This is a genomic window from Enterobacter sp. B79-1 (genome assembly GCF_057444735.1).
Genome location: NZ_JBYAZJ010000007.1, coordinates 219,893 through 240,112, shown reverse-complemented (window position 1 = coordinate 240,112; position 20,220 = coordinate 219,893). Strand labels below are relative to the sequence as shown.

Annotated in this window: 16 protein-coding genes, 1 pseudogene and 1 other annotated feature; of the genes and pseudogenes, 6 read left to right on the top strand and 11 right to left on the bottom strand. The window is 55.7% G+C overall.

Annotated elements, in window-relative coordinates; translation table 11 throughout:
* Positions 1-156: 156 nt before the first annotated feature.
* The 9 genes from AC2T6E_RS18790 to AC2T6E_RS18750 form a co-directional block, all read right to left on the bottom strand.
* Positions 157-1,461: an inosine/guanosine kinase gene (locus AC2T6E_RS18790; protein ID WP_089598006.1), complete on the bottom strand. Its 1,305-nt coding sequence runs from the start codon at positions 1,459-1,461 to the stop codon at positions 157-159.
* Between the two features lie 62 nt (positions 1,462-1,523).
* Entirely contained in the window at positions 1,524-2,486 is a 963-nt protein-coding gene (gene hemH / locus AC2T6E_RS18785; RefSeq protein WP_010428201.1) for a ferrochelatase, read from the bottom strand.
* Positions 2,487-2,611: 125 nt separating this feature from the next.
* On the bottom strand, positions 2,612-3,256 hold the full coding sequence (adk, locus tag AC2T6E_RS18780; RefSeq protein ID WP_010428200.1) for an adenylate kinase: 645 nt from the start codon (positions 3,254-3,256) through the stop codon (positions 2,612-2,614).
* Positions 3,257-3,451: 195 nt separating this feature from the next.
* Positions 3,452-5,326, bottom strand: a complete 1,875-nt coding sequence (gene htpG / locus AC2T6E_RS18775; protein WP_486692841.1) for a molecular chaperone HtpG — start codon at positions 5,324-5,326, stop codon at positions 3,452-3,454.
* Positions 5,327-5,436: 110 nt separating this feature from the next.
* Positions 5,437-6,042: a recombination mediator RecR gene (recR, locus tag AC2T6E_RS18770; protein ID WP_008499298.1), complete on the bottom strand. Its 606-nt coding sequence runs from the start codon at positions 6,040-6,042 to the stop codon at positions 5,437-5,439.
* Positions 6,042-6,374, bottom strand: a complete 333-nt coding sequence (locus tag AC2T6E_RS18765; protein ID WP_010428194.1) for a YbaB/EbfC family nucleoid-associated protein — start codon at positions 6,372-6,374, stop codon at positions 6,042-6,044. Before AC2T6E_RS18765 ends, recR begins: the two co-directional genes overlap by 1 nt.
* Positions 6,375-6,427: 53 nt before the next feature.
* The gene (dnaX, locus tag AC2T6E_RS18760) at positions 6,428-8,353 is read right to left on the bottom strand and encodes a DNA polymerase III subunit gamma/tau (protein WP_212474118.1); all 1,926 of its coding nucleotides are present in this window, start codon (positions 8,351-8,353) and stop codon (positions 6,428-6,430) included.
* Positions 7,034-7,098, bottom strand: a sequence feature (DnaX frameshifting element). Its footprint overlaps the gene before it by 65 nt.
* An 88-nt stretch (positions 8,354-8,441) precedes the next feature.
* Positions 8,442-8,993, bottom strand: a complete 552-nt coding sequence (apt, locus tag AC2T6E_RS18755) for an adenine phosphoribosyltransferase (protein WP_010428187.1) — start codon at positions 8,991-8,993, stop codon at positions 8,442-8,444.
* Between the two features lie 151 nt (positions 8,994-9,144).
* Positions 9,145-9,522, bottom strand: a complete 378-nt coding sequence (locus AC2T6E_RS18750; RefSeq protein ID WP_010428184.1) for a DUF454 family protein — start codon at positions 9,520-9,522, stop codon at positions 9,145-9,147.
* A 50-nt stretch (positions 9,523-9,572) separates the two neighbouring features.
* Here AC2T6E_RS18750 and priC point away from each other — a divergent pair, with 50 nt between their 5' ends.
* Positions 9,573-10,100 carry a primosomal replication protein N'' gene (gene priC, locus AC2T6E_RS18745; RefSeq protein ID WP_212474117.1) on the top strand — a complete coding sequence of 176 codons (528 nt, stop codon included), beginning with the start codon at positions 9,573-9,575 and terminating at the stop codon, positions 10,098-10,100.
* A gap of 14 nt (positions 10,101-10,114) precedes the next feature.
* Positions 10,115-10,283 (top strand): annotated as a pseudogene (gene rsmS / locus AC2T6E_RS18740) (pleiotropic regulatory protein RsmS); the annotation flags it as partial.
* 41 nt (positions 10,284-10,324) lie between these two features.
* On the opposite strand, the gene mscK reads toward rsmS, so the two are convergent.
* Entirely contained in the window at positions 10,325-13,672 is a 3,348-nt protein-coding gene (gene mscK, locus AC2T6E_RS18735) for a mechanosensitive channel MscK (protein ID WP_486692836.1), read from the bottom strand.
* 113 nt (positions 13,673-13,785) lie between these two features.
* Complete coding sequence (acrR, locus tag AC2T6E_RS18730) at positions 13,786-14,439, bottom strand: multidrug efflux transporter transcriptional repressor AcrR (protein ID WP_010428179.1); 654 nt, start codon at positions 14,437-14,439, stop codon at positions 13,786-13,788.
* A gap of 141 nt (positions 14,440-14,580) precedes the next feature.
* Here acrR and acrA point away from each other — a divergent pair, with 141 nt between their 5' ends.
* The 4 genes from acrA (at position 14,581) to AC2T6E_RS18710 (ending at position 20,073) form a co-directional block, all read left to right on the top strand.
* Positions 14,581-15,774 carry a multidrug efflux RND transporter periplasmic adaptor subunit AcrA gene (acrA, locus tag AC2T6E_RS18725; RefSeq protein WP_120159040.1) on the top strand — a complete coding sequence of 398 codons (1,194 nt, stop codon included), beginning with the start codon at positions 14,581-14,583 and terminating at the stop codon, positions 15,772-15,774.
* Positions 15,775-15,796: 22 nt separating this feature from the next.
* Positions 15,797-18,943: a multidrug efflux RND transporter permease subunit AcrB gene (gene acrB / locus AC2T6E_RS18720; RefSeq protein ID WP_089598001.1), complete on the top strand. Its 3,147-nt coding sequence runs from the start codon at positions 15,797-15,799 to the stop codon at positions 18,941-18,943.
* A gap of 509 nt (positions 18,944-19,452) precedes the next feature.
* Complete coding sequence (gene tomB, locus AC2T6E_RS18715) at positions 19,453-19,827, top strand: Hha toxicity modulator TomB (RefSeq protein ID WP_008499288.1); 375 nt, start codon at positions 19,453-19,455, stop codon at positions 19,825-19,827.
* A gap of 27 nt (positions 19,828-19,854) precedes the next feature.
* Entirely contained in the window at positions 19,855-20,073 is a 219-nt protein-coding gene (locus AC2T6E_RS18710; RefSeq protein ID WP_010428174.1) for an HHA domain-containing protein, read from the top strand.
* Positions 20,074-20,220 lie beyond the last annotated feature (147 nt).

The following is a 20,220-nucleotide window of genomic DNA, read 5'->3' as shown; positions in this document are numbered from 1 at the left end:
ACGTAATGACATGGTATCTCTCGCATCCCAGGGCATAAGCGACTCCATAAACGGGTTCTTATGCCTTAGTTGTAAGTGTCTACCATGTCCCCGAACAAGTGTTCACTATGTCCCCGGACCGTACATGGGGAGAGGGTTAGGGTGAGGGGTTTTCTTTTACCTGTCCCAATACGCCTCTTCGAGGCTGTCTTCCCGTTCCGGCAGACCACGCGTTAAGCGCGGGGAGTGCTGATTCAGCACCTGATAGCTCACGCGGTTCGCGTATTTACACACCTGCGCCAGCGACGAATAGGTCAGCCAGCTGAACTTGTGCTTGCTGGAATTCGGCACGTTGGTTTTGTGGTAGGCGTTAGCGGTGATGTCGTGCAGCAGCGCGGCCAGCGCGCCATCGCCCGCGCCGTTGGTGTTCATGATCTTCTCTGGCCCGCCCATGTACGGCGCGATGTGGGAGTAGATACGCAGCGGGTTGGTGCAGTCTTTATGGCGCATACCGCGGCTGAATTCGAACTGGTTGAATTCGGCAATTGCGCCAGGCAGCAGCGGATGCTGGGTTTTGCGTTTGCTCTCTTCTTCCGTGAAGCCCGCCATGTACAGCCCGACAGGTCCGGCGGTGCAGAGCACCAGATCTACCCAGTCCAGCGCTTTATCAGACGCCAGCAGCGGATCGCTTTCGCCGGTCAGCGCTTCGGCCTCTTCTTCGTTCATCGCCAGAATCGAAACGTGTTCCTTCAGGAAGGCCTGCCACCACTCCGGGTTGTCGGCGATAACGAATTTGGTCCCCAGCGTCAGAACGACCGGGACATCGTACTTCTTCGCGTACTCAATCGCCTTCATGGTCGCGTCCGGCATCGGCTCGCCCGGCTTGCAGCGCACCAGATACGACGTGAGCACCAGTGCAGAGGCCCCCGCAATGACCTCTTCAGGAATACTCTCTGCGCGCAGCTTGTTCATGTGACCAGGGCTGATGGCAAAGGTACGCTCGCCGGACTCACCAATGAGGGTAAAGCAGCGGCCAATCGGGCCGTCAACACCCTGCAGGTAGTTCAGATCGGTACGGCTGGAGGTGTTGCACAGGTAGCGGTAGGCATAGCCACCGATTTCGATATTGCTACACATCACGCCGAGCAGCACCGAGCGGTCGTCTGCCAGCACGGAGTAGTTGTGCATGGTGTTGCCAATGGTGCCACCGGCAAACTGATGGGTGATCAGATTTTCACGCACCAGCTCCTGATACAACGCTTCGGCAACATCGTCCTCGATCACCAGCGAATGCCCGGCGCTCAGACCGTAACGCGCAACAAACGCATCATCCACTTTGGCTTCAATATCCACCAGCGTCTGATCGATACCCACCACCCATGCGGCGCTGGTTTCATTTTCAGGCTGGATTTGCTGCAGGAGCGGATCGCGAGCGTTAACGGGGAAGTAGTGTTTTGATTTACGTTTACCGGGAAATTTCATGGTCTGAACTGTGCAAGGAATAGAAGCCGGGAATGGTAGCACAAACCCGGCCTCAAGCGCGATCAGCGGCTATTCGTCACCAGCGAGACCATCATGTCGATATGCTCAGGAGAGTCGTTAAGTGCCGGAATGTACTCGTACTTCACACCGCCAGCTTCGAGGAAAAATTCCCGGTTTTGCACCGCAATCTCCTCCAGCGTTTCCAGACAGTCGGCCGAGAAGCCCGGCGACATCACCTGAATGTGCTTCACGCCCTTCTCGCCCAGCATTTTGAGGGTTTCATCGGTGTACGGCGTCAGCCACGGCTCGCGGCCGAAGCGCGACTGGAAGGTCATCATCACCTTCTCCGGCGGCAGGCCAAGGGCGGAGACCAGCTCGCGGGTGGTATCGCGGCAGCGCTGAGGATAATCATCCCCTTCATTGGCGAAACGCTGCGGAATGCCGTGATAGGAAAGCAGCAGCAGATCCGGCTCGCCGTGCTTTTCAAACGACGCGCGCGCGCTGCTGGCCAGCGCCTTGATGTACAGATCGTTATCCGCGTAGTCGCGAATAAAGGTCACCGCAGGAATGCGGCGACGCGTCTTCAGAATGCGTGCCAGCTCGTCCCAGACGGCAGCTACCGTCGAACACGAATACTGTGGATAGAGCGCCAGCACGACGATATGGTCAACGCCCTGCGCGAGCAGGTTTTCCACTGCGCTTTCCAGCGAAGGTGTTCCATAGCTCATGCCGAGCGCGACGGGCATATCCGGCAGGCGGGCGGCCAGCGCTTTCTCCTGACGGCGGCTGTACACCATCAGCGGCGAGCCCTCTTCCATCCACACGGACTGATAAAGCTTTGCCACGCGCGGAGAACGAATCGGCAGAATGACGCCACGCAGCAGGGGCCACCACAGCAATCTTGGGGTATCCACGACGCGCGTGTCGCTTAAAAACTGTCGCAGATAGCGTTTTACCGCTGCTGGAGTGGGTGCTTCTGGGGTGCCCAGATTGGCAAGCAGGATGCCGGTTTTCGCCTGACTCATTCACGCCTCTTAACCATTTGATAGGTTGTCAATTGTAGCGGAAATGCGTTTAAACGAAACCCATTGCTGTAATAGGTAAGATGAGAATTTTTCTCACCCGGAGAACCCGGGTGAGAGACGTGCAATTAGCCGAGGATTTTTTCCAGCTCTGCACGTACGTCAGCCACGGCTTTGGTACCGTCGACTTTGGCGTATTGGGTGTTACCCGCCTGCGCTTCTTTGGTGTAGTAGCCGATCAGCGGTGCAGTCATCTGATGGTATTCCACCAGGCGTTTACGCACGGTCTCTTCCTGATCGTCTTTACGGGTGGTCAGCTCTTCGCCGGTCACGTCGTCTTTGCCTTCAACCTTAGGTGGGTTGAATTTGATGTGGTAAACGCGGCCAGAAGCAGCGTGTACGCGACGGCCAACGATACGGTCAACGATCAGCTCGTCCGGTACGTCGAACTCCAGAACGTAGTCCACGTTGATGCCCGCTTCTTTCATGGCGTCAGCCTGAGGAATGGTGCGTGGGAAGCCGTCCAGCAGGAAACCGTTACGGCAGTCTTCCTGAGCAATGCGCTCTTTGACCAGAGCAATAACCAGCTCGTCGGTCACCAGCTTGCCTGCGTCCATGATGTCTTTCGCTTGTTTACCCAGCTCGGAGCCAGATTTAACAGCGGCGCGCAGCATGTCGCCGGTGGAGATTTGCGGAATACCGTATTTCTCCATGATGAACTGAGCCTGAGTTCCTTTACCCGCGCCCGGAGCGCCAAGCAGAATAATACGCATTGCGAAAATCCCCTCAAAAGTCGTTTCAATTTTTCAAAAGCGCTAAACAATACCACCAGAACGGGCGTGGCTCAAGGAAGGCGGGAAGGCTGAAACGGTTAACGGGGGGAGATAATTTTGCTTCGTGCGGTCTGGTGCCCTCACCCCGGCCCTCTCCCACAGGGAGAGGGAGAAGACCAGGGGAGGCGTGGTCAGTTACGCCAGCAGCAGCGCATTCACACGTTTAATGAACAGGTTAGGATCTTCCAGCGTGCCGCGCTCGGCCAGCAGGGACTGATCCAGCAGCAGTTCAACCCACTCGGCAAAGCGGGCGTCGTCCTGGGTGTCTGCCGCTCGTTTCACCAGCGGGTGATCCGGATTAAGCTCAAAGATATATTTCACTTCCGGCATCGCCTGGCCCGCCGCAGCGAACAGCTTCGCCATCTGGGTGCCCATTTCGTCGGCATCGGTGGTGACAATCGCCGGAGTATCGGTCAGACGGTGCGTGAAGCGCACCTCTTTCACGCGATCGCCCAGCAGTGTTTTCACGCGCTCAACGAACGGCTCCAGCGCCTTCTCGGCTTCTTTCGCGCTTTCGTCCACTTCATCCGCCAGCTTGTCGATGGACTCGTCGGCTTTGGCCACGGACTGGAAGGATTTACCGTCGAACTCGGTCAGGTAGTTCATCATCCACTCGTCGATGCGGTCAGAAAGCAGCAGCACTTCGATGCCTTTCTTGCGCAGCAGCTCCAGGTGCGGGCTGCTCTTCGCCGCCGCGTAGCTGTCGGCGGTGATGTAGTAGATCTTCTCCTGCCCTTCTTTCATGCGGGAGACGTACTCTTCCAGCGACACGGTCTGTGCGGAGGAGTCGGTATGCGTAGAGGCGAAGCGCAGCAGTTTGGCGATCGTTTCGACGTTCACGGTGTCTTCCGCCGGGCCTTCTTTCAGCACCAGACCGAACTGTTTCCAGAAGGTCTGATATTTTTCCGCATCGTCTTTCGCCAGTTTTTCCAGCATCTGCAGCGTACGTTTGGTCAGCGCGTTGCGAAGGTTGCGGGTTACAGTGCTGTCCTGCAGAATTTCACGGGAGACGTTCAGCGGCAGATCGTTAGAGTCGATCAGGCCACGCGTAAAGCGCAGGTAGTTCGGCATGAACTGCTCGGCGTCGTCCATGATGAACACGCGCTGCACGTAGAGCTTCAGGCCGTGCTTGTGATCGCGGTTCCACATGTCCCACGGCGCCTGCGCCGGAATGTACAGCAGGCTGGTGTACTCCTGCTTACCTTCCACGCGGTTGTGGCTCCAGGTCAGCGGATCGGTAAAGTCGTGGGCAATGTGCTTGTAGAACTCGTTGTACTCGTCGTCTTTAATTTCAGACTTGTTGCGCGTCCACAGCGCCTGCGCCTTGTTGATCTTCTCCCAGGAGACAACGGTTTCACCGTCCTGCTCTTCCTGTTTCTCAATCTCAACCGGCAGCGCGATGTGGTCGGAATATTTGCTGATGATGGAGCGCACGCGCCAGTCGTTCAGGAAATCGTCTTCGCCTTCACGCAGGTGGAGGGTGATTTCGGTGCCGCGATCCGCTTTGGTGATGTCATCAACGGTGTATTCGCCTTCCCCTTTGGATTCCCAGAACACACCATTTTCTGCGCTTTCGCCTGCCGCGCGGGTGCGCACGGTGACTTTGTCGGCAACGATAAACGCCGAGTAGAAGCCCACGCCGAACTGGCCGATCAGCTGGCTGTCTTTCGCCTGGTCAGAGCCCATGGACTCGAGGAACGCTTTGGTGCCGGATTTGGCGATGGTGCCGAGGTGGTCGATCACCTCGTCGCGGTTCATCCCGATGCCGTTATCGGCAATGGTCAGGGTGCGGTTCTCTTTATTGAACGAGACGCGCACGCGCAGCTCGCCGTCGCCTTCGTACAGGTCCGGGTTAGACAGCGCGCGGAAGCGCAGCTTGTCCGCCGCATCGGATGCGTTGGAAATCAGCTCACGCAGGAAGATTTCTTTGTTGGAATACAGGGAATGGATCATCAGGTGCAGAAGCTGTTTTACTTCTGACTGGAAACCACGGGTTTCTTGTCCTTTCATCTAAGTCGACCTCAACAATGCCATTTAATGGGGTTGTAAAACGTTGAGTGAGAGATGGGGATAAGGGAGGAAAATTTCAAGCGGAGGCCACGCGCGCAGCCTCCGTTTGGTCAGAAAATAATCTTGTGACGCCCGGCCAGAGAGTGCGACAGCGTGGTGCCGTCGACCATTTCCAGCTCGCCGCCCACCGGCACGCCGTGGGCGATGCGGCTGGCGTCAACGCCGTACTGCGAGCACAGTTCGGCGATGTAGTTAGCGGTTGCCTCCCCTTCCACCGTCGGGTTGGTGGCGAGGATCACCTCTTTGATGGTTTCGGACTCAAGACGCTGTTCAAGGCGGTCGAGACCGATATCATCCGGGCCAATACCGTCCAGCGGGGAGAGATGCCCCATCAGCACGAAGTAGCGACCAGAAAACTGCCCGGTTTGTTCGATGGCGTAGATGTCCGCCGGACTCTCCACCACGCAAATCTGACCGTTTTCCTGACGACGCGGGTTCGTACAGATGTTACACACGTCCTGCTCGGTAAAGGTGCGGCAATCCGCACAATGACCAATTTCTGACATGGCGCGGGTCAGAGCCTGCGCCAGGCGCATCCCGCCGCTGCGGTCGCGCTGCAAAAGCGTGAACGCCATGCGCTGCGCCGACTTCGGGCCAACGCCCGGCAGGCAGCGCAGTGCTTCCATTAACTGCGTGAGCAGCGGACTGGTTTGCATCAGAATGGCATCTTGAAGCCCGGCGGCAGTTGCATACCGCTGGAAACAGAGGCCATTTTCTCTTTCTGGGTTTCGTCGATACGGCGCGCGGCATCGTTAAACGCGGCGGCAACCAGATCTTCCAGCATATCTTTGTCGTCTTCGAGCAGGCTTGGGTCGATTTCCACGCGGCGGCAGTTGTGCGCACCGTTGATGGTCACTTTTACCAGACCGGCACCGGATTCACCCGTGACTTCCAGCTGAGCGATCTCTTCCTGCATCTTCTGCATTTTTTCCTGCATCTGCTGAGCCTGCTTCATCAGGCCACCCAGACCGCCTTTTCCACCGAACATAGGCTTCTCTCTCTTTCACGTTTAAGGATTACAACCGTAAGTCAGACTCACGATCAAATGGGGCGAATACTCTCTTCATCCAGATCGGCGTCGAAGAACCGGCGCAGGGTCTGAATGTTGTTATCCGCGATAATTGACTCGCGCGCCTGCGCGAGCTTCTCTTCATAAATGGCCTGGCGCCACTCCAGCGGCGTTCGCACTGCGGGATTATCATCTTCAATGATAGTCAATTCAACCGGTGCACCCTGCAATGCGGTGAGCGCTTCCGCCAGCGCCTTTTGCGCACCAGGGGAATTCAGATGTCGCTGGCCCGGACGCAGATGCAGACGCACCTGGTTGCCCTCTTGCTCTTTCCAGGCGTTGAGCGCGACCTGCTCTACCAGCTTCGGCAGCTGCAGTTTGCTGACCTCAGCGGCCCAGGCGTCCCGCTCGATTGACTCTTCGGCGAGCTTCGCGGCTAGCTCCGGGGTTTTCTCATGCTCCAGCGCTTTCTTCAGCGCTTTTGGCGTGGCGATCTCTTCCTTCACCGTTTCGGTGATGGTGGTCGCCTTCCAGCGGTAAGCCTCTTCTTTCGCCGGGGCTTTCTGCTCGAGCGCGGACGGTGCCGGACGCGACTGAACGCGCTCCGTTACCGAGGCCAGTCGTTCAAGCGCGGCGTTGTTCACCGGCCGCGCTCTTGCTGGCGCTGCCGGTTCACTCTTTTTTGGTTTGGTTACTCCCTGCGCACGCTGCAACTGGCTGCGTGCGGCAAGTACCGAACTGGTGGCATCCGACAGCGGCACGTTTTGCGGCGGCGGTGTCGGCTGCGGCGGCACCTGCTGCGGCGACATCACCGCGGTCGGGGCGACCGGCGCGAAGGACTGTCGCGGCACTTCCGGCTCGGGCAGCGGCATGCGCGGGTGGAACGCCAGCGCGCGCAGCAGCGTCATTTCAACGCCCATCCGGCGGTCCGGCGCGAACGGCAGCTCTTTGCGTCCAATCAGCAGCGTCTGGTAGTAAAGCTGTACGTCGGCAGGCGGCACGGTGCGGGCAAGTTCACGCATCCGCTGCTCAATGGCGGCCATATCCGCGCCGATTGCCGATGGAGAAAGCTGCAGCATCGCCACGCGGTGCAGCAGGCTGAGCATTTCAACCAGCAGACCTTCCCACTCCACGCCTCGGCCAGCAGCCGCGTTTACCAGCGACATCACGCGTTCGCCGTTGGCGGCAATCATCGCTTCGATAAGCGAGAGCGCCTGATCGTCATCCAGCGTACCGAGCATGGTGCTGACCGCGTCGGTCGAGAGCTTGCCGTCACCGCTGGCAATCGCCTGATCGGTCAGGCTTAACGCATCACGCAGGCTACCGTCCGCCGCGCGAGCCAGCAGTTGCAGGGCGCGCGGTTCGTGGACAATTTTCTCTTCATCGAGAATGTGTTCAAGCTGCGCGCGGATCTGCTCAACGTCCAGCGCCTTCAGGTGGAACTGCAGGCAGCGCGACAGAATGGTAACCGGCAACTTTTGCGGATCGGTGGTCGCCAGCAGGAACTTCACGTGTGCAGGCGGCTCTTCCAGCGTTTTCAGCAGGGCGTTGAAGCTGTGACGCGACAACATGTGCACTTCATCGATCAGGTAGACCTTGAAGCGGCCGCGCGCCGGGGCGTACTGCACGTTATCGAGCAGATCGCGAGTGTCTTCCACTTTGGTGCGCGAGGCGGCGTCGATCTCAATCAGATCGACAAAACGCCCCTGCTCGATTTCCCTGCAGTTATCGCACACGCCGCACGGCGTGGCGGTAATCCCGGTTTCGCAGTTGAGGCCTTTCGCCAGCAGACGGGCAATAGAGGTCTTACCGACGCCGCGGGTGCCGGAAAAAAGATAGGCGTGATGGATACGACCTAGCGACAAGCCGTTCGCCAGGGCCGTCAGCACATGTTCCTGACCGACAACGTCAGCAAAGGTTTGTGGTCGCCATTTACGGGCTAACACCTGATAACTCATGGGCAGGCTCTGCAACGCTGGAAGGTGAATTTATGGAGGGGAATGCTATCACAACCTCACTCATTGAGCGAGGTTGTGAGGAACGGGATTAATGACCCGGGAATGGCACCAGGCTGTAGCTGGTAATACCCTGTTTTTCGAGGCGCTGTTCGCCGCCCAGATCGAACAGGTTGATGATGAATGCCGCGTCGGTCACTTCTCCACCCAGACGGCGGATCAGCTTCACGGTCGCTTCGATGGTGCCGCCGGTTGCCAGCAGATCGTCCACCACCAGCACTTTGTCGCCTGGCTTGATGGCATCCACGTGGATTTCCAGCTGATCGGTGCCGTACTCCAGCTCGTAGCTCTCAGCAATGGTTTCACGCGGCAGCTTGCGCGGCTTACGCACCGGCACAAAACCCACGCCCATTGCCAGCGCAACCGGTGCGCCAAACAGGAAGCCACGGGCTTCGGTACCTACTACTTTGGTGATCCCGGCGTTTTTATAACGCTCCACCAGCAGTTCAATGCTGAGCGCGTACGCTTTCGGGTCTTCCAGCAAGCTGGTGACATCACGGAAAAGAATGCCAGGCTTTGGATAGTCCTGGATGCTTTTGATGCTGTTTTTCAGAAATTCAAGCTGCTGTGCAGTTGCGGTCATCGGTTTGTGCCTAAGTGAAACAGTGTTACTCACGGCGCGCAACGAGTCGGTAAAGGTAACAATTGCTTAACCTTTAACCAGGCGCACCTGTGCTCGAAAACGGTCGAATTTACTGGCTGTACGCAATAATTGCAACAGCCATGATGAGGCTTCAGTGCTTTTGTTGCTTTTCATCAACCACGGGGATCCGCCACATAAAGATAAGCAGACAGGTCAGGATCGCCAGCAGCAGAATGCGTACCCACATCATTTTCACCAGCCATAATGAAATGGCGAAGGTGATGAGGATCACCGCGATCGCGCGCGGCTTCGCGCCGGGCGGCATGGCCCGGTGTTTTTGCCAGTACCGCAGGTAGCCGCCAAACCATGAGCGGTAGAGCAGCCAGTGGTGAAAGCGCGGCGATGAACGGGCGAAGCACCAGGCCGCCAGCAGGATAAACGGCGTGGTCGGTAACAGGGGTAAAACAACGCCCAGCGTGCCCAGCACTACCGCGAGCCAGCCAATGATGATTAAAATAGTACGCTGCATAATGCGAATCGTTATCAAACTGAACGGCTACTTTACCACTGGAGAGCGTTTTGAAAACAGCCTTGCTTCTTGAGACGCTACAAAATCAACTGTTCGCCTTGCGCGCGCAGGCCACGCCGCTGATGGGACACGCCACGCTGAAGCCGCGCTTTGACCGACAGCTTTTTCGTACCCGCAGCACGTTAATTCAGGATTATCTGGCGGAGACGCAAACGAATCTTGATGAGTTACGCCATGCGGTGGAGAACGCACAGCAGGAACAGGTGGCCTGGCTGGCGGAGCATCTCGCCGAGCAGATTACTGCTTTACATCGCGAAATCGCCGCCTGGCCGCTGCGCGCCTGGGACAGCGCCTCGCCGGGGCTCGGCAAATGGCAGCGCAAGCGGCTGGAGAACCAGGAGTTTGAACGCCGCCTGTTTGAGATGAAGCGCGAGCGCGAAGCCCGACTGAACAACAGCGAAACGCTGGAAGAGCAGCAGCTATTGATGCGCGAGATAAGCGCCCTCGAAGGCCGTATTGCCCGCTGCCGACAGGCGCGGGATGAGATCGAGCGCGTCATTGAACGTTTGACCCGTTAACAGGAGCCACAAAGATGTCACTGGAAAATGCACCCGACGAGGTCAAGCTGGCCGTCGATTTGATTATGCTGCTGGAGAATCATGAGATCCCGGCGGAGACGGTGCTGAAGGCGCTGGAGATTGTGCGACGGGATTTTGAGGGGAAATTACCCTCACCCCAGCCCTCTCCCTGAGGGAGAGGGAGAAAATCGTTCCCTCGCCCCTGAGAGCAGAGGGAAAATAGATTATGCCGGAGTCGGATCGTCACCCTTAATCTCGCGCTTCACTTCCGTATGCTCTTCACCTTTTTCGTTACGCAGGTGAACCTCAAGCTGGTTGAAGGCGATGTTAATGTCATTTTCACGGCACAGGCGGTCGATCGCGCGGTTCAGTTCGTCGACAGTGTAGCTGCGATCGCGCAGCTCACGCACGTACAGGCGCAGCTCGTGGTCCAGCGTGCTCTGGCCGAAGGTGGTGAAGAACACCGCAGGAGCCGGATCGTGCATGACTTTCGGATGTTCAGACGCCGCCTTCAGCAGCACCTCTTTCACCTTGTCCAGATCGGAACCGTAGGCCACGCCGAGGCGGATCACCACGCGGGTGGTCGTATCGGAGAGCGACCAGTTGATCAGGCGCTCGGTCACGAATGCTTTGTTCGGGATGATCACCTCTTTACGGTCAAAGTCGGTAATGGTGGTCGCACGAATACGGATCTTGCTGACGGTGCCGGAGAAGGTGCCGATGGTGACGGTATCGCCGATACGCACCGGACGTTCGAACAGGATGATCAGGCCGGATACGAAGTTCCCGAAGATCTCCTGCAGGCCGAAACCAAGACCGACCGAGAGCGCTGCCGCCAGCCACTGCAGTTTGTCCCATGAAACACCCAGCGAACCAAAGACCGTCATCGCACCCGCGATAATGATCACGTAGTTCAGGATAGTGGTGATGGCGTAAGACGCCCCCTGACGCAGGTTCAGGCGGGACAGCACCAGCACTTCCAGCAGCCCCGGCAGGTTGCGGATCAGCGCCCAGGCGACCACCAGCGACACCAGCGCAAAGAGCAGGCTGCCCATGGTCACGCTTTTCATCACCGTCACACCCGCCTCGGTGCCGCTGTACTGCCAGAGCTTGACGCTGTCGAGGTACGCAAAGACGGTGATTAAATCAGACCAGATGGCCCAGAACATCACCCCAAACAGCGCCACCATCACCAGCATCGTGATACGCATGGTTTGCTGGTTGACCTGCTCCAGCGCAATGGTCGGCTCTTCCTGCGGCTCCGCGCCTTCTGCCCCCTCTTTCACCTGATGCTGACGACGCGCGATCGCACGGCGATAGGCGATACGCCGCGCCGCCACGCTCAACCCGCGCAGCACGGTCTGGAATAGCAGATTCCAGACAATCACCAGATAAACCGTTTCGATCCAGCGGCCTGACAGGCGCAGCGTGGTATAGAAGTAGCCCGTTGCCGTCAGTACCATCAGCGCCAGCGGAATGATCGCCAGCACCGTTACGGTCGCCAGACGAAGGTTGTGGGACTCTTTATCACGCCAGCTGTCGCGGCACATCGGCCACATCAGAACGGCAATCAGCAGCAGGTTCAGCAGAATAACCAGCTGCCCCAGCACGTCGTCCATCAAATGCAGCGGTGAGAGTTCAGACACGACAGACCAGAAGTGCAGCGGCAGCAGCGCGAGGCTGATGCGCACAATCTGGCGACGCCAGTGGCTGGTAAGTTGTTCCGGCATGTTGAAGTGACGCACCGCCACTCCGTCTTTTTCCAGCACTTTCCAGCAGAGACCAAACACCAGCCAGAACAGCGCCAGCTTTTTGCTGAACGCCCAGAGCAGGTCGCTGATGTTGAGCTGCATCGTGAGCAGAATCAGCCCGGCGGCCAGAATCAGCAGGCAGACCGGCAGCGCGCGGATCAGATCAATCAGGATCGCTTTCGGGGTGTGCAGCTGGCTGTCGTTACGCAGTTGTCCCACTTCCGACGCCAGCCTGGCCTGATACTGTTTCAGCCATTTCAAACGCCAGCGGATCAGACCCGCAATCAGCAACAGCGGCAGGCCCGCGAGGAAGGCAATCATCACCGCAGGCCAGGCTTTTTCCCAGTTGACGGTGATTTTCATGCTCTTGATTTGCGACTTCAGCGTCTCAGGGAAGGATTTGACCCAGTCCCAGTCCATCGGCTTGTTGCTGTTCACCCAGAAAATCTGCTGGGTCAAAATCTCCTGCAGGCTTTTCGAGACGCTCACCAGCTGCTGCTGGTTGATCTGCAGGTTAATGGCCATCATCAGCTGATTGCCCAGCTGTTTGTTGAGCTGGTCGAGCAGCTCGCGACGCATATCGACGACCTGCAGCAGCGCGTCGTGAACCTCCGGGTTCACCTCGCTGGAATGGCCCTCTTCCACTTTCGCGACAAAGTTATCGCTCTGGAAAAGCGCATCGCGCTGCTGGTTGACGTCAAACTGTTCCAGACGTAAATCCGCGATGCGGTTGGTCATGTCCTCCAGCTCGTCGGCGGACGGCAGCGTCTGCTGCTGCTGGTACAAAATTCGCGACAGCAGAAGGCTCCCTTTCAGAACCGCAATCTGCTCTTTAATGTTACGTTCCGCCTGCAGCGCGCGATCCAGCCAGTTTTTGACTTTAATATTCTGCTGCACCAGCGAGTTACCGCTTTCGGTGGCCTGAATCAGACGCTCACTTAACTGATGGTTGAGCTCAAGCTCCTGCTTCACCAGCGGGTTGGCCTGAATGCGGGCGGTTTCGTCTGGCGATACGGCTTCCTGAGCGGTTTTTTCCGTCAGCGTCAGGCGTTTGCTGTTTACCGCCTCCTGCAACAGCTGGAGCTGGTGTTCAAGACGATTAATGTTGGCGGTGACGTAATCACGCTGTTTTTGCAGCGTATCCTGCAGCACCGTATTGCCTTCAAGGCTCTTGCGCTGCTGTTCAATTTCCGCATTAAGCAACGTCTGCTGAATCAACAACAACGTTTGCTGCGTAGCGCGTAACGCGCCATCTCCCACAGCTGTCCCATTCAGGCGGTTGCGGATCTGCTGAAGCTGCTGAGACGCGGTGTACATCGCGTTTTGCACGCGCTCAGGCTGCGTTTGCAGCGAGACAAGCTGGCTGTTATAGGTGGCGAGATCGGACTGCGCGGTCTGGAGATCGTCCAGCAACTGCGCCACACGCGACTCCAGCTGACGCAGCGAGAGCGTCGCAAGCGTTTTGCGGGTTTCGTCATCGTTATCGACGTCGCTCAGCGCGCTCAGCGCCTCTGTCGCCTTGCGCATGTTGTCCGGGGCCTGCGCGACCTTCTGGCGAAGCTGAGCCGTTTCTGCTTTTACGCGTTCAATTTTATCCAGCGTTTCCAGCGTTTCCGTCAGATCCTGTTGGACGAGTTTCTCCTGAGGCGACAGCTCTTTTTGTTTATTCAGCGTATCAAGCTGCGCCTGAACATCGGCACGCGAAGGGATATCGCTGGCGTTATCTGCGCGAGCATACGAAAGCGGCGCGGAAGCCAGGAAAAACAGCATAGCAAAAAATAATGCAAGAACAGGATGTTGCGAGCGTTTGGTGTGCAGCATAGTCGTGAGTATGATGTGAGAAATGACCGAAAATAGTCCGGCGTGAAGAATATCACGCCCGCTGAAAGCAGAATAGCAAGAACATGAACCTCCAGGATAAATCCTGGCGACGGTCAGGCAGGAACGGAGTGGGTTTCGTCACGCAGCGTCGGGCAAAATTGCAACATCTCCAGCAAAATGGCGACGTAGCTACGCGCTTCGTTTTTAAGATCAAAAGATTGTGGCGCAAATAGCCAGTTCTCCATCAGCCCGGAGACATAGCTACGTAACAGGATGGCGGCGCGTCGCGTCAGCAGGTTGGCCGGTAACGTTTTTGCCTGAATACATTGCGTTAGCGTCTGTTCGATACGGTCATAGCTCTCCAGACACAGGCTACGCTGCGCCTGCTGGACGACCGCCATTTCGCCCACGAACTCGCATTTATGAAAAATAATTTCCATCATTAGCCTGCGACGTTCTTCAACTACCGTTGCTTCAAGGATATATACTAGAATTTCTCTTAATACTGAGAGTGGATCGTCGGGGAATTTTGCCCGATACTCAGTCTCTAGATCGCTAATGTTGGATTCTGAAAGCTCCCAGATTTCACCAAACAGATCTGACTTGTCTTTGAAATGCCAGTAAATCGCTCCCCGCGTGACGCCCGCGGCCTGAGCAATCTGCGCCAGCGAGGTTGATGACACACCCTGCTGAGAGAACAAACGAATCGCCACATCCAGAATGTGTTGTCGGGTTTCCAGCGCTTGTTGTTTGGTTTTTCGTGCCATATGTCAGTGAATTTACAGGAGTCAGATTTACATACATTTGTGAATGTATGTACCATAGCATGACGATAATATAAACGCAGCAATGGGTTTTTAGACTCAGGACCCTTGATCAATTTGAAATCGGACACTCGAGGTTTACATATGAACAAAAACAGAGGGTTAACGCCTCTGGCGGTCGTTCTGATGCTCTCAGGCAGCTTAGCGCTAACAGGATGTGACGACAAACCGGCTCAACAAGGAGCTCAGCAGGCGCCAGAAGTAGGCGTTGTGACGCTCAAATCTGAACCTCTACAAATCACCACAGAATTACCAGGCCGTACGAGTGCTTACCGCATTGCGGAAGTGCGTCCTCAGGTGAGCGGTATTATCCTGAAACGTAACTTCACGGAAGGCGGTGATGTGAAAGCCGGTGAGTCTCTGTATCAGATTGATCCAGCAACCTATCAGGCGTCTTATGAAAGTGCGAAAGGCGATCTGGCGAAAGCTGAAGCTGCAGCCAAAATCTCCCAGCTCACGCTGAGCCGCTATAAAAAACTGCTCGGTACGCAGTACATCAGTCAACAGGATTACGATACTGCGCTGGCGGATGCACAGCAGACAAACGCTGCCGTCGTTGCCGCGAAAGCCGCCGTCGAAACCGCGCGTATTAACCTGGCCTACACCAAAGTGACCTCCCCTATCAGCGGTCGTATTGGTAAATCTTCCGTGACGGAAGGGGCGCTGGTGCAGAACGGTCAGGCCACGGCGATGGCTACCGTGCAGCAGCTTGATCCGATCTACGTTGACGTTACGCAGTCCAGCAATGATTTCCTGCGTCTGAAGCAAGAGCTCGCAAGCGGCAAGCTGCAACAGGAAAACGGCAAAGCCAAAGTGGAGCTTGTGACCAATGACGGTATCAAATACCCACAGTCAGGCACACTGGAATTCTCTGATGTGACGGTCGACCAGACCACCGGTTCCATCACCTTACGTGCGATTTTCCCGAACCCGGACAACACGCTGTTGCCTGGTATGTTCGTTCGCGCGCGTCTGGAAGAAGGGACGAATCCAACCGCACTTCTGGTTCCACAGCAGGGTGTGACCCGTACGCCACGCGGCGATGCGAGCGCACTGGTTGTCGGGGCGGATGACAAAGTCGAAACCCGCAATATCACTGCTACGCAGGCGATTGGCGATAAATGGCTGGTGACGGAAGGTCTGAAAGATGGCGATCGCGTGATTATCACTGGTTTGCAAAAAGTTCGTCCTGGCGCGCAGGTTAAAGCACAGGAAGTGAAGTCTGACGATAAACAACAAGCTTCAGCCGCTGGTCAGTCAGAACAAACCAAGTCTTAACTTAAACAGGAGCCGTTAAGACATGCCTAATTTCTTTATCGATCGCCCCATATTTGCGTGGGTGATCGCCATAATCATCATGCTAGCTGGGGGACTTGCGATCCTGAAGCTGCCCGTCGCGCAATATCCAACGATTGCGCCACCGGCGGTGACGATCTCCGCAACCTACCCAGGGGCTGATGCAAAAACGGTGCAGGACACCGTGACTCAGGTTATCGAACAGAACATGAACGGTATCGATAACCTGATGTACATGTCCTCAAACAGTGACTCCACCGGTACAGTTCAGATCACCCTGACCTTCCAGTCAGGTACCGATGCTGACATCGCGCAGGTTCAGGTGCAGAACAAACTGCAGCTGGCGATGCCGCTGCTGCCGCAGGAAGTACAACAGCAGGGCGTGAGCGTCGAGAAATCGTCCAGTAGCTTCCTGATGGTTGTCGGCGTTATCAACACCAACGGCACCATGACGCAGGAGGATATTTCCGACTACGTGGGCGCCAACATGAAGGACGCCATCAGCCGTACTTCCGGTGTGGGTGACGTGCAGCTGTTCGGTTCCCAGTACGCGATGCGTATCTGGATGGATCCGAACAAGCTGAACAACTTCCAGCTGACGCCGGTTGACGTAATCAGCGCGATCAAAGCACAGAACGCCCAGGTGGCAGCCGGTCAGCTAGGCGGTACGCCGCCGGTGAAAGGCCAGCAGCTTAACGCCTCGATCATCGCACAGACGCGTCTGACGTCCGCCGATGAGTTCAGCAAAATTCTGCTGAAAGTGAATCAGGACGGTTCTCAGGTTCGCCTGCGCGACGTGGCGAAAGTTGAGCTGGGCGGTGAGAACTACGACATCATCGCGAAGTTCAACGGCAAACCGGCTTCCGGTCTGGGTATCAAACTGGCGACAGGCGCTAACGCCCTGGACACCGCCACGGCTATCCGTGCAGAGCTGAAGAAGATGGAACCTTTCTTCCCGTCAGGTCTGAAAATCGTATATCCGTATGACACCACGCCGTTCGTTAAAATCTCGATTCACGAAGTGGTAAAAACCCTGGTTGAGGCGATCATCCTCGTCTTCCTGGTCATGTACCTGTTCCTGCAAAACTTCCGTGCGACGTTGATCCCAACCATCGCCGTTCCGGTCGTACTGCTCGGGACCTTCGCAATCCTGTCGATATTTGGCTACTCGATAAACACCCTGACAATGTTCGGGATGGTGCTCGCCATCGGCCTGCTGGTGGATGACGCCATCGTTGTGGTAGAGAACGTCGAGCGCGTCATGGCGGAGGAAGGCCTGCCGCCTAAGGAAGCAACCCGTAAATCGATGGGTCAGATCCAGGGTGCGCTGGTCGGTATCGCGATGGTGCTGTCTGCGGTATTTATTCCGATGGCCTTCTTCGGGGGTTCAACCGGTGCGATTTACCGTCAGTTCTCTATTACCATCGTTTCCGCGATGGCGCTGTCCGTGCTGGTGGCGTTGATCCTGACGCCTGCCCTGTGTGCCACCATGCTGAAGCCGATTCAGAAAGGCGGTCACGGCGAGCACAAAGGGTTCTTCGGCTGGTTTAACCGCATGTTTGATAAGAGCACGCACCATTACACCGACAGCGTGGGCAACATCCTGCGCAGCACCGGTCGTTATCTGCTGCTCTATATCATCATCGTGGTGGGCATGGCTTTCCTGTTCGTTCGTCTGCCAAGCTCGTTCCTGCCGGATGAAGACCAGGGCGTGTTCCTGACGATGGCACAGCTCCCGGCGGGTGCATCGCAAGAGCGTACCCAGAAAGTGCTGGACGAAGTGACGGACTACTACCTCACCAAAGAGAAAGACAACGTTGAATCCGTGTTTGCGGTTAACGGCTTTGGCTTTGCGGGTCGTGGTCAGAACACCGGTATCGCCTTCGTTTCTCTGAAAGACTGGTCTGAACGTCCGGGCGAAGAGAACAAAGTTGAAGCGATCACCGGCCGCGCCATGGGCACCTTCTCGCAGATTAAAGATGCGATGGTCTTCGCCTTTAACCTGCCAGCGATTGTTGAACTGGGTACGGCGACCGGTTTCGACTTCCAGCTGATTGACCAGGGTGGTTTGGGTCACGAGAAACTGACTCAGGCGCGTAACCAGCTGTTTGGTGAAGTGGCTAAACACCCTGACCTGCTGGTCGGCGTGCGTCCAAACGGTCTGGAAGATACGCCGCAGTATAAAATCGACATCGACCAGGAAAAAGCCCAGGCGCTGGGTGTGTCCATCAGCGACATCAATACCACACTGGGCGCGGCCTGGGGCGGTAGCTACGTCAACGACTTCATCGACCGCGGTCGTGTGAAGAAGGTGTACGTGATGTCCGAAGCGCAGTACCGTATGTTGCCGAACGACATCAACAACTGGTACGTTCGCGGCAGCGATGGGCAGATGGTACCGTTCTCCGCCTTCTCAACCTCGCGTTGGGAATACGGTTCACCGCGTCTGGAACGCTATAACGGCTTGCCATCGATGGAAATCCTGGGTCAGGCTGCGCCGGGTCGAAGCACCGGTGAAGCGATGAACCTGATGGAAGAACTCGCCAGTAAACTGCCTGCAGGTATCGGCTATGACTGGACCGGTATGTCCTATCAGGAACGTCTGTCCGGGAACCAGGCCCCTGCCCTGTACGCCATTTCACTGATCGTGGTCTTCCTGTGTCTGGCGGCACTGTATGAGAGCTGGTCGATTCCGTTCTCCGTTATGCTGGTTGTTCCACTGGGGGTTATCGGCGCGCTGCTTGCCGCAACGTTCCGTGGATTAACCAACGACGTTTACTTCCAGGTGGGCCTGCTGACAACCATTGGCTTGTCGGCGAAGAACGCGATACTTATCGTGGAATTCGCCAAAGATCTGATGGAGAAAGAAGGCAAAGGTCTGATTGAGGCGACGCTCGAAGCCGTTCGTATGCGTCTGCGTCCAATCCTGATGACGTCTCTGGCATTTATCCTCGGCGTAATGCCGCTGGTTATCAGCTCCGGTGCGGGCTCCGGCGCGCAGAACGCAGTAGGGACCGGCGTAATGGGTGGGATGGTCACCGCGACCGTTCTTGCGATCTTCTTCGTACCGGTGTTCTTCGTGGTGGTTCGCCGCCGCTTCAGCCGTAAGAATGAAGACGTTGAGCACAGTCATTCGGTAGAACCTCACTGATACCGGTTTCATATGATAAAAAGGCCGCATTTGCGGCCTTTTTCATTTCAAAAAAATCATAAATTACGCTTATTGTGCTGCTATTTATTTTCTGTCATCTTAATAAGACATATCATAATTAACTGAAAACTTAATCGGCGAATTCATGATTTTTTTAATTTCATTTCGCCGCGTAAATTATTAGGAATATTCCTAGCACCACTATCGAACAAAGAAAAGTCCGAATCTGGTCTTCGTCTGACAGTTTACGCTAAATCAATGAAACGTAAGGACGCGATAAAAAATCAGTGTTAATTCGGTTAAAAACGTTCTGTTCAGACCGGGCAATTGCGTAAACGCTCGCAGTATCAGGTTTTAATTGTAATTTTTCGTAATAGCGCGGTGAAATCTCGATCAGAGTGGCTTATAGTTAGAGTTATCAGGAACACAGCACCCGTGCGGCTAAGTATGTTGTATCCATCCCGACATGATGTTCGGTGAGTAAGAAATCACTCAGAAGGGGATGCGCTATGGACGAGTACTCGCCAAAAAGGCATGATATCGCGCAGTTGAAATTTCTCTGCGAATCCTTGTACCATGACTGCCTTGCCAATCTTGATGAAAGTAACCATGGCTGGGTGAATGACCCAACGTCTGCGATCAATTTACAGTTGAACGAGCTGATAGAGCATATTGCAACCTTCGCACTTAATTATAAAATTAAGTACAATGAAGATAATAAGCTCATTGAGCAAATTGACGAATACCTGGACGACACCTTTATGTTGTTCAGTAGCTACGGCATTAACGCCCAGGATTTGCAAAAATGGCGTAAATCGGGAAATCGGCTATTCCGCTGCTTCGTCAACGTGAGCAGAGCAAACCCGGTTAGTCTTTCCTGTTAAAATTATTACAATTACTAAGGTGAATTTATGTCTGATAAACCATTAACAAAAGTCGATTATTTGATGCGCTTGCGACGTTGTCAGTCAATAGACACGCTCGAACGTGTCATCGAAAAAAATAAATACGAGCTGTCTGATAATGAACTGGCTGTATTTTATTCAGCCGCTGACCATCGGCTCGCTGAGCTGACCATGAATAAGCTGTATGACAAAATCCCAACGTCCGTATGGAAATTTGTTCGTTAATCTTTAACGTGTATCTGTAGAGGTTCTACGTCGCGTTCTGGTTTGTATACACCTTTCGACTTACGCTCCCTGTGCGAAAGCAGGTCTCCGTGTAAAACGTGCTCATCCGCAACATTGTTGTGACTCTTATCACACAGGTTTTCCGGG

Bases quoted from the DNA above. Each gene is read 5' to 3' on its own strand.
- AC2T6E_RS18790 (WP_089598006.1), bottom strand. From the start codon at position 1,461: ATGAAATTTCCCGGTAAACGTAAATCAAAACACTACTTCCCCGTTAAC.
- hemH (WP_010428201.1), bottom strand. From the start codon at position 2,486: ATGAGTCAGGCGAAAACCGGCATCCTGCTTGCCAATCTGGGCACCCCA.
- adk (WP_010428200.1), bottom strand. From the start codon at position 3,256: ATGCGTATTATTCTGCTTGGCGCTCCGGGCGCGGGTAAAGGAACTCAG.
- htpG (WP_486692841.1), bottom strand. From the start codon at position 5,326: ATGAAAGGACAAGAAACCCGTGGTTTCCAGTCAGAAGTAAAACAGCTT.
- recR (WP_008499298.1), bottom strand. From the start codon at position 6,042: ATGCAAACCAGTCCGCTGCTCACGCAGTTAATGGAAGCACTGCGCTGC.
- AC2T6E_RS18765 (WP_010428194.1), bottom strand. From the start codon at position 6,374: ATGTTCGGTGGAAAAGGCGGTCTGGGTGGCCTGATGAAGCAGGCTCAG.
- dnaX (WP_212474118.1), bottom strand. From the start codon at position 8,353: ATGAGTTATCAGGTGTTAGCCCGTAAATGGCGACCACAAACCTTTGCT.
- apt (WP_010428187.1), bottom strand. From the start codon at position 8,993: ATGACCGCAACTGCACAGCAGCTTGAATTTCTGAAAAACAGCATCAAA.
- AC2T6E_RS18750 (WP_010428184.1), bottom strand. From the start codon at position 9,522: ATGCAGCGTACTATTTTAATCATCATTGGCTGGCTCGCGGTAGTGCTG.
- mscK (WP_486692836.1), bottom strand. From the start codon at position 13,672: ATGCTGCACACCAAACGCTCGCAACATCCTGTTCTTGCATTATTTTTT.
- acrR (WP_010428179.1), bottom strand. From the start codon at position 14,439: ATGGCACGAAAAACCAAACAACAAGCGCTGGAAACCCGACAACACATT.
- acrA (WP_120159040.1), top strand. From the start codon at position 14,581: ATGAACAAAAACAGAGGGTTAACGCCTCTGGCGGTCGTTCTGATGCTC.
- acrB (WP_089598001.1), top strand. From the start codon at position 15,797: ATGCCTAATTTCTTTATCGATCGCCCCATATTTGCGTGGGTGATCGCC.
- tomB (WP_008499288.1), top strand. From the start codon at position 19,453: ATGGACGAGTACTCGCCAAAAAGGCATGATATCGCGCAGTTGAAATTT.
- AC2T6E_RS18710 (WP_010428174.1), top strand. From the start codon at position 19,855: ATGTCTGATAAACCATTAACAAAAGTCGATTATTTGATGCGCTTGCGA.